Genomic DNA, 7542 nt, shown 5'->3' with positions numbered 1-7542 from the left:
TCCGGCACTTCTTCTACAACTGATTTCTCTTCTACGACCGGTGCTTCTTCTACAACTGATTTCTCTTCTACGACCGGTGCTTCTTCTACAACTGATTTCTCTCCGGTGCTTCTTCTACAACTCGTTTATTTTCTTCTGTTTCTGCAATTAAAACATTCGCAAAGCTTTGAACATCGTTCTTTGTCTGTTCATCAGCCTCAGCTACATGTATGAATTCACTGTTTTGTTCAATTACTTCATCTTCTTGCTGAATTTCCTCAAGTGCTACAAATGTCTCTACTACAGGCCCTTTTGTTTCTGCGATCACTTCCACTTCTTCTAGCTCTTCTGTTTCCGCAATCACTTCCACTTCTTCTAGCTCTTCTGTTTCTGCAATTACTTCTACTTCTTCTGACTCTTCCGCTTCTGCAATTACTTCCACTTCTTCTGACTCTTCTGCTTCTGCAATTACTTCCACTTCTTCTGATTCTTCTGTTTCTGCAATTACTTCCACTTCTTCTGCTTCTTCTGTTTCTGCATTTTCTTTCGCTTCTGCTTCTTCAATTACTTCCACTTCTTCTGATTCTTCTGTTTCTGCAATTACTTCCACTTCTTCTGATTCTTCTGTTTCTGCAATTACTTTTCTGACTCTTCTGCTTCTGTGATTACTTCTACTTCTTCTACTTCTTCCATTTCTGCAATTACTTCTACTTCTTCTGGCTCTTCTGTTTCTGCAATTACTTCCACTTCTTCTACTTCTTCCATTTCTGCAATTACTTCTACTTCTTCTGGCTCTTCTGTTTCTGCAATTACTTCCACTTCTTCTGACTCTTCTGCTTCTGCGATTACTTCCACTTCTTCTGACTCTTCTGCTTCTGCGATTACTTCTACTTCTTCTAGCTCTTCTGTTTCCGCGATTACTTCCACTTCTTCTAGCTCTTCTGTTTCTGTAATTACTTCCACTTCTTCTAGCTCTTCTGGTATTTCCACAATGATTGTTTCTTCAAGTTTTTCTTCTGCTTTGACAATCACTGATTCTTCTGGAGCTTGCTTTTCTACTTCAATAGTAGGTTGTTTTATTTCTGTATTACGTTTAATTTCTTCTGATAATATTGTATCCTCGTGCTCTACTTTAGAAGCTACTAATTCTTCTTGTAGATTGTTTTCGTTTAACACCACTACATCTTTTTCTAGCTTAGCACTTTCCATCTGCTCAGCTACTGTTTTATGAAGTAATTCATCCGCTGAAACTTCCTGCGGTGTACTCATTTCTTTAATCACTTCTTTTTCTTCTACTAAAGGCACTTGGCGTTCAATTTCATAACCGTTTTTCTCTAGCCATTGATCAACAACTGATTTTTCTTCTTTTTTGCTCTGTTGGCCTTTCTGTTCAACTACTTCACCTGGAGCAGAAGACGTTGCTTGTCCTTCTGAGAAATCAGATAATTTATATCCTTTTTTCTCTAACCATGCATCAACAACTGCTTTTCCCTCTACAGATATTTCAAGATCTTCTCTTTCTTTTACTTCCTCCTGCTTTTCAACCTTTTTCTCTACTGAAGGACGATTATATCCATAAATTGGCGAAATCATTTCTGTTGGACGAAATGGTCTACGGTTACTCTCTTGCGAAGGTGCAGATGCCTTTTTAACGACAGACTCCCGCACCGGTTCATATTGCACTTCCGGCTCTTCATATGTAGAAACTACCTTTTCCACATACGGTCGTCTGCTTCTTTCCACCTTTATTCCTCTTTGGGCAGTCGGTTCTTCATATGCTACTCCTTGAACAGGTTGTTCTTCAAAGCGATTTACTTCGCTTTCATCCTCTTCATCGAACCCATTATCCGGTACTAAAGGAAAACGGCATTTACCTGCATTCCTACTTGCCATTTGTGCTTCTCTTGCTTCAGTGTAGTGGTTTACACGAGGAATTTTCGGCTGACTTTCAATTTGCTTTGGTACTTCTTTATTCATCGCTGTTTGTTCTTCCTCTTTGTTAAACAGCTTTTTCATCCAATCTAACATGCTTACCACTCTTTCTACTAAATAGTAACATCCTTTATTGTATCAGCATTCGGCGAAAAGTGCAGGTAAAATTAAGCATGTCATATTTATCCACAATATTCTAATTTACGAGTGTTTTCATATGGAAAAACGCAGCCTTTCATGTAAGACTGCGCTTAAGCTTTACTCTTCCGATATGCATCTACACTATCCGTTACACTTTGCAATAAAGAATTTACATACTGCGGGTCAGATAATTTTTTATCTTCTTCATGGTTTGACATAAACCCAAGTTCTAATAGTACGCCAGGTACTTTGGACCAATTGAATCCAGAAAGGTCATCCCTAAATTTAATTCCATTTACTTTTACTTGCTGGTTCTCCCTCATTTTATTTACAATCATTTGAGAGATTTGAAGACTTTCCGCATAAATCTCTTTCGTATACGGACTTCCTTCTGCCGGCGTCAATACAGCAAATCCACTTTCGTTTGGATTTTCAGAACCATCTGCATGAAGACGTAAAAATAAATTAGCCTTATGATTATTTGCGAATGTCGCCCGTTCTTTATTACTTATATCAACGTCTTGTGATGTTCTCGTCATTAATACTTGTATCCCTTTTGCTTCAAGCTTTTCTTTTAATAAAAAAGCCATTTCTAATACAAGTACAGCCTCTCTCTTTTTCGTCACAACACCTGTTGTACCGTCTGTCACTTTATATTTTTGCGTTGTTGCCCCTGGTCCAATTGGCTCTAAATTTAAATTCGCTTTTTGTTGATGCCCTGGATCAATAACGACGAGAAACTTTCCTTGCTTTTCATTACTCTCTACTTTTTGTTCATTATTTTGCACTGGTTGCTCAATTGGCGGCACAGTTGTAGTTTCTTCTTTCTTTTCCTCGGCTGATACTTCCTCTTGCCTCTGTTCTACTTGCGATTCTTCGTTCTTTTCTTGTTCTTGCTGCTTTTCTACCGGTGCGTCTTCTTTGGTATCTTTGTTTTTCTCTTGTATAGAAGATGTAGTTTCTTTTTTCGGCTGCTCTTGTGAACAACCGGCCATATATATTCCAATGAATGCAATCATGCTCATTATTTTTATATACTTCATACTTCTCTCCCATCACTTTGCACCGGATTCAAAGTTTTTCTTATAATTGCCCTATAATCTCATCCATATTTCCAATATAAACTGGCTGCCATGTTTCTGTACCACGTTCTGCAGTATAAACTGGATAAGCGTCATCATCTATATTTACGAAAACTGGATCGCCCATATCCGTTTCATATCCAATTGCAATCCATCCTTCTTGCCACTTTCCGTTTTCTTCACTTATTAATGACTTTTTATGTTTATCATATCGGTAACCGATTTGTCCTTTTTCTAATTCACTTTCACTAAACACATATATTTCATAAGTACCTAGCTCAACATCTTGCTGTTTTGAAGTTTCAATTCGTTTTAGAAGTTCTGCGATTTTTGGTTGTTGTTTCATACGTCTATCCCCTTCTATTTTTCTAAATTTTAACTAGTTTGTTTATAAAATACAATATAGATTTTAAGACAAAAGGTGACACCTTTATCATATTTACGATTTTTTGAGTATATCTATCACAACTCTCAATATATTAACGATTCAACACGAAATTTCGACTTACCAACAAAAATGACAAAAAAGAGAGGCTGCCCAAAAGGACAACCTCTCTTTTCTTATATCAATTAAAATTTAAATTCTTGTCCAACTTCAAAACTATCTTCTAATACAAGAATACCTTTTTCTTGTGGAGCGTCTGGAAGCTCTAATTCACGTGCAGAGCAGATCATTCCAGAAGAAGGAACACCGCGAAGCTCAGCTGGCTTGATTAACATACCGCTTGGCATTACAGCACCGATTTTTGCAACGACAACTTTTTGTCCTGCATCAACGTTTGGTGCGCCACATACGATTTGTAATGTTTCTGTACCGATTTCTACTTTACAGATGTTTAACTTATCAGCATTTGGATGCTTTTCTTTTTCAGCTACATAACCTACAACAAATTTCGGAGAAAGATCTGCTTCTACTGTTTCTTCAAAGCCGTTCTTCGCTAAAATTTCGTTGATTTTCTCAACAAGCTCTTTCGTTAATGTAAGGTTACCTGTTTCTGTTACTTCTAAATAAGAAGATGCATTAAAGATGTTGAATCCTCCCGTTACGTTGCTTTCACGATCATAAACGCGAGCAACATCTCCTTTGCGATCAAAAGTACGGTTCTCTAAAGTAATATCTTGTAAGGCAACAATTAAAGTGTCACCAATTCCTTCAAGGTTGTAAAAAACGTTCACTTCGTTCATCCTTTCTCTTTTCCATCTGTCTTCTTCCGATTTTTCGCTAAAATAAAGATTGGTTCAAACTCTCCATCTTCATATACGAATGAAAGTGATGTAATCGGAACATGCCCTTCGGCAAAAAATTTCATTGTCATTTGTGCAATAATATCATAACCGATTTCGTTAACGATATCAGCAATAATTAATACATCTTGGTGAGGAACAGCAACAACCATGTCACCAGAAATCTTTTCACGCATCGATTGTAGTAACGATTCGTTTAAAATACGCGTCGCGTCATATCCATCATTTGTGTTTAAAAAGTAGAATGTATTACCCGCTACTGTGTCTTGTTTAAATTCATAACCTAATGAACGAGCATTGAATAATGCCATTTCACGTACTTGCTGTTCTGTAAGTTCTAATTTTTGTAACAGACGCTCATCGATTAGTCGATACGTTTTATTCGAATCTAACGCATAGTAAATACGTGTTTCCGCCGTATGATCCGTCATAATAAACGGATTTCCTTCTTCTGCTTGTTTCGGGAAAGAAGTAGAGCGAATAACAGGTAAAATTTTCGCTCCGCTATTTTCTTCTTTATGCATCGCAATTAGCGCTTCTTGTACATAATAAGCAACCTCTTCAATTGCTTTTTCTTTATTCACTTCCCATTTTGCCACAACTCCTGGAAGCGATACGTTAATACCTTTTTTAGAGTCTTTCTGTTCAATACGTAGAACTTCTTTCTCGCTATCATACTGAAAGTCCCATTCTGGGCGAGATAATTTCTTCATTAACTCGTCTTTCATCTTTTTACTTGTCATCTTCATCTCTTTTTCCTCCCTTCCAAAAAAATAACCTCCCCCGCGAAGGTAGAGGTTGTTTTACAATTCAATTGGCAAATTGCCTTATTTTAAACCTTCAATAAACTCTTCGATTTGTTCTTGTGTTTTACGATCTTTGTTTACATAGCGACCAGTTTCTTCACCCTTATTGTACGCTACAAAGCTCGGAATGCCAAATACGTCTAATTTTACACATAGATCAATAAACTCATCACGATCTACATAGTAAAATGAGAAATCACTATATTTCTCTTCTACTTCTGGCATAAATGGGTCTACAAAACGGCAGTCTGGGCACCATTCTGCTGAGAACATAAAGACTACATTCTCTTCATTTTTTAATTGTTGGAATTGCTCCATGCTTTCTAATGACTTCATCTATATTTCCTCCTCTAACGAGTGCATGTTTTCATGTTATAATCTTTCTTTTATACTACCATACATCACGCATGGTGCAAGGTTTATGCTTGCTTTTCGTCATACTTATATTGCCCAACAAGTAACTTAACAACGTGTACAAATAATTCCGTACGATCAACATAATCATCTGTAAAAATACCGATTGCACCTTCGTGACTACGAATATCTTTTCTATGTACAAACTCTTCCATCACTTCACTTAACTCCTTGCCCTCTTCAAGAGGTGCTAAAAAATCATCCGGTAACGTAATACGTGCCCCGCCGGCAACAAATATTTTACCATCACTTGTTGCTAGCGCGCCCCAATTACACATAAATAAACCGTACTCCGTTTTCATTACGCCGCCTTCTAGCCCAATACCAATTTGAGCTCCTCCTTCCTCTAGCGCTCGCTTCGCTCTATTAATCGCTCCTTGCATCGTCTCTTCATCTGAAAACGGCTGATTTGCTACTCCTGAAGGAACAGAAAGAGATGTAATTTCAGCATCTTTCCAAACCTTCTCCACAGCGCCAACCTTCGTTTTATTCTTCGATCCAACTACTACCTTCATTTCGTTCACCTCTATAAAAATTCATCATTCTATTCTAATATCCGCATCAGATACGAATTAAGTATCAACCACTACCACATATCACCAAGTCATCTATTCAGCCTAAAAAAGAAGGTTTTTTCTAGCAACATTACCGTCTTCGAAAACAAAAACAGCCTTCCTCTCACTTCCTACTTGGAGTCTTCATACATCATTCGAACACCAATTAAGCACTGACCGCTCCCAATCATCGCTGGGTCATCTATTCAACCTAAAAAAAGAAGGGTTTTTCGCCCTTCTTCTCTACGCGTTATTCTTAATTGTCTCTAACGTCGTTTTATCTGTTGTTCTTACAAGCTTCGTAATTAATTCTTTCGCCGCTGCATAATCATCAACATGTAAAATTGAAGCATGTGTATGAATGTAGCGTGCACAAACACCAATTACTGCTGATGGGATACCAGAGTTACTTGTATGTACACGGCCAGCATCTGTACCACCTTGTGAAATAAAGTATTGGTACGGAATGTTGTTTGTTTCTGCTGTATCTAAAATGAATTCGCGCATTCCTCTATGTGTTACCATCGTGCGATCGTAAATACGAAGAAGGGCACCTTTTCCTAATTGACCGAACTGCGTTTTGTCACCAGATGCATCGTTTGCTGGACTTGCATCAAGCGCATAGAAAATGTCTGGTTGAATCATATTTGCAGCGGTTTGCGCTCCGCGAAGACCTACTTCTTCTTGTACAGTAGCACCAGAATATAATGTATTTGGTAATGTTTCATCTTTTAATTCTTTTAACAATTCGATTGCAAGACCACATCCGTAACGGTTGTCCCAAGCTTTCGCCATAATTTTCTTCTCATTTGCCATCGGTGTGAATGGGCAAATCGGCACGATTTGTTGTCCTGGTTTTACACCAATTTCAATCGCATCTTCATAACTATCTGCACCTATATCAATTAACATATTTTTTATATCCATCGGTTTTGCACGTTGCGCGTCACTTAATAAATGAGGAGGAATAGAACCAACAACCCCAATAACAGGACCATTCTTCGTCATAACTTGTACACGCTGCGCTAATAAAACTTGGCTCCACCAGCCGCCTAACGTTTGAAAACGAAGCATTCCGTTTTTCGTAATTTGCGTAACCATGAAACCTACTTCATCCATATGACCTGCTACAAGAACACGCGGGCCAGTTTCGTCCCCTTTTTTCAGACCAAATACGCTACCTAAACCGTCTTGTACAATTTCATCCGCATATTTGCTTAATTCTTGTTTCATAAAACGGCGTACATCATGTTCAAAACCTGATGCACCTTGTAATTCTGTTAACGTACGAAATAATTGCAATGTCTCTTTATTCACGAAGTCCCCTTCTTTCAAACCTTAGTAGAATACCTCTTTTATTGTAACGAAATTTTCGAAATGTTTCTAGTT

At 37.8% G+C, this 7542-nt stretch carries 7 protein-coding genes and 1 pseudogene; all 8 read right to left on the bottom strand.

The window, feature by feature from the left end; all coding sequences use genetic code 11:
- Nucleotides 1-2007: pseudogene (locus DN400_RS29860) on the bottom strand (DNA translocase FtsK); the annotation flags it as partial.
- Between the two features lie 155 nt (nucleotides 2008-2162).
- Complete coding sequence (locus DN400_RS11965; protein ID WP_000874048.1) at nucleotides 2163-3095, bottom strand: N-acetylmuramoyl-L-alanine amidase; 933 nt, start codon at nucleotides 3093-3095, stop codon at nucleotides 2163-2165.
- Between the two features lie 40 nt (nucleotides 3096-3135).
- Nucleotides 3136-3480 carry a hypothetical protein gene (locus DN400_RS11960; protein WP_000813348.1) on the bottom strand — a complete coding sequence of 115 codons (345 nt, stop codon included), beginning with the start codon at nucleotides 3478-3480 and terminating at the stop codon, nucleotides 3136-3138.
- A gap of 224 nt (nucleotides 3481-3704) precedes the next feature.
- Nucleotides 3705-4319 carry a YtpR family tRNA-binding protein gene (gene ytpR / locus DN400_RS11955; protein ID WP_001006777.1) on the bottom strand — a complete coding sequence of 205 codons (615 nt, stop codon included), beginning with the start codon at nucleotides 4317-4319 and terminating at the stop codon, nucleotides 3705-3707.
- Nucleotides 4316-5128, bottom strand: coding sequence for a DUF1444 domain-containing protein (locus DN400_RS11950; protein WP_000784606.1), 813 nt, complete (start codon nucleotides 5126-5128; stop codon nucleotides 4316-4318). The genes ytpR and DN400_RS11950 overlap by 4 nt, the downstream gene beginning before the upstream one ends.
- Before the next feature lie 78 nt (nucleotides 5129-5206).
- On the bottom strand, nucleotides 5207-5521 hold the full coding sequence (locus DN400_RS11945) for a thioredoxin family protein (RefSeq protein WP_000838193.1): 315 nt from the start codon (nucleotides 5519-5521) through the stop codon (nucleotides 5207-5209).
- Between the two features lie 83 nt (nucleotides 5522-5604).
- A complete protein-coding gene (locus DN400_RS11940; protein WP_000869932.1) occupies nucleotides 5605-6114 on the bottom strand; it encodes a DUF84 family protein in 510 nt (169 codons plus the stop codon).
- Nucleotides 6115-6396: 282 nt separating this feature from the next.
- Complete coding sequence (locus tag DN400_RS11935) at nucleotides 6397-7470, bottom strand: M42 family metallopeptidase (RefSeq protein ID WP_001031517.1); 1074 nt, start codon at nucleotides 7468-7470, stop codon at nucleotides 6397-6399.
- Nucleotides 7471-7542: the final 72 nt, after the last annotated feature.

This window comes from Bacillus sp. AR8-1, assembly GCF_008042345.1.
In the GTDB taxonomy this organism is placed as follows: Bacteria; Bacillota; Bacilli; order Bacillales; family Bacillaceae_G; genus Bacillus_A; species Bacillus_A cereus.
The sequence above is the reverse complement of the archived record's forward strand: the minus strand, read 5'-3'. Positions and strand labels throughout refer to the sequence as shown.

Bases quoted from the DNA above. Each gene is read 5' to 3' on its own strand.
- DN400_RS11940 (WP_000869932.1), bottom strand. From the start codon at position 6,114: ATGAAGGTAGTAGTTGGATCGAAGAATAAAACGAAGGTTGGCGCTGTG.
- DN400_RS11945 (WP_000838193.1), bottom strand. From the start codon at position 5,521: ATGAAGTCATTAGAAAGCATGGAGCAATTCCAACAATTAAAAAATGAA.
- DN400_RS11950 (WP_000784606.1), bottom strand. From the start codon at position 5,128: ATGAAGATGACAAGTAAAAAGATGAAAGACGAGTTAATGAAGAAATTA.
- DN400_RS11965 (WP_000874048.1), bottom strand. From the start codon at position 3,095: ATGAAGTATATAAAAATAATGAGCATGATTGCATTCATTGGAATATAT.
- DN400_RS11960 (WP_000813348.1), bottom strand. From the start codon at position 3,480: ATGAAACAACAACCAAAAATCGCAGAACTTCTAAAACGAATTGAAACT.
- ytpR (WP_001006777.1), bottom strand. From the start codon at position 4,319: ATGAACGAAGTGAACGTTTTTTACAACCTTGAAGGAATTGGTGACACT.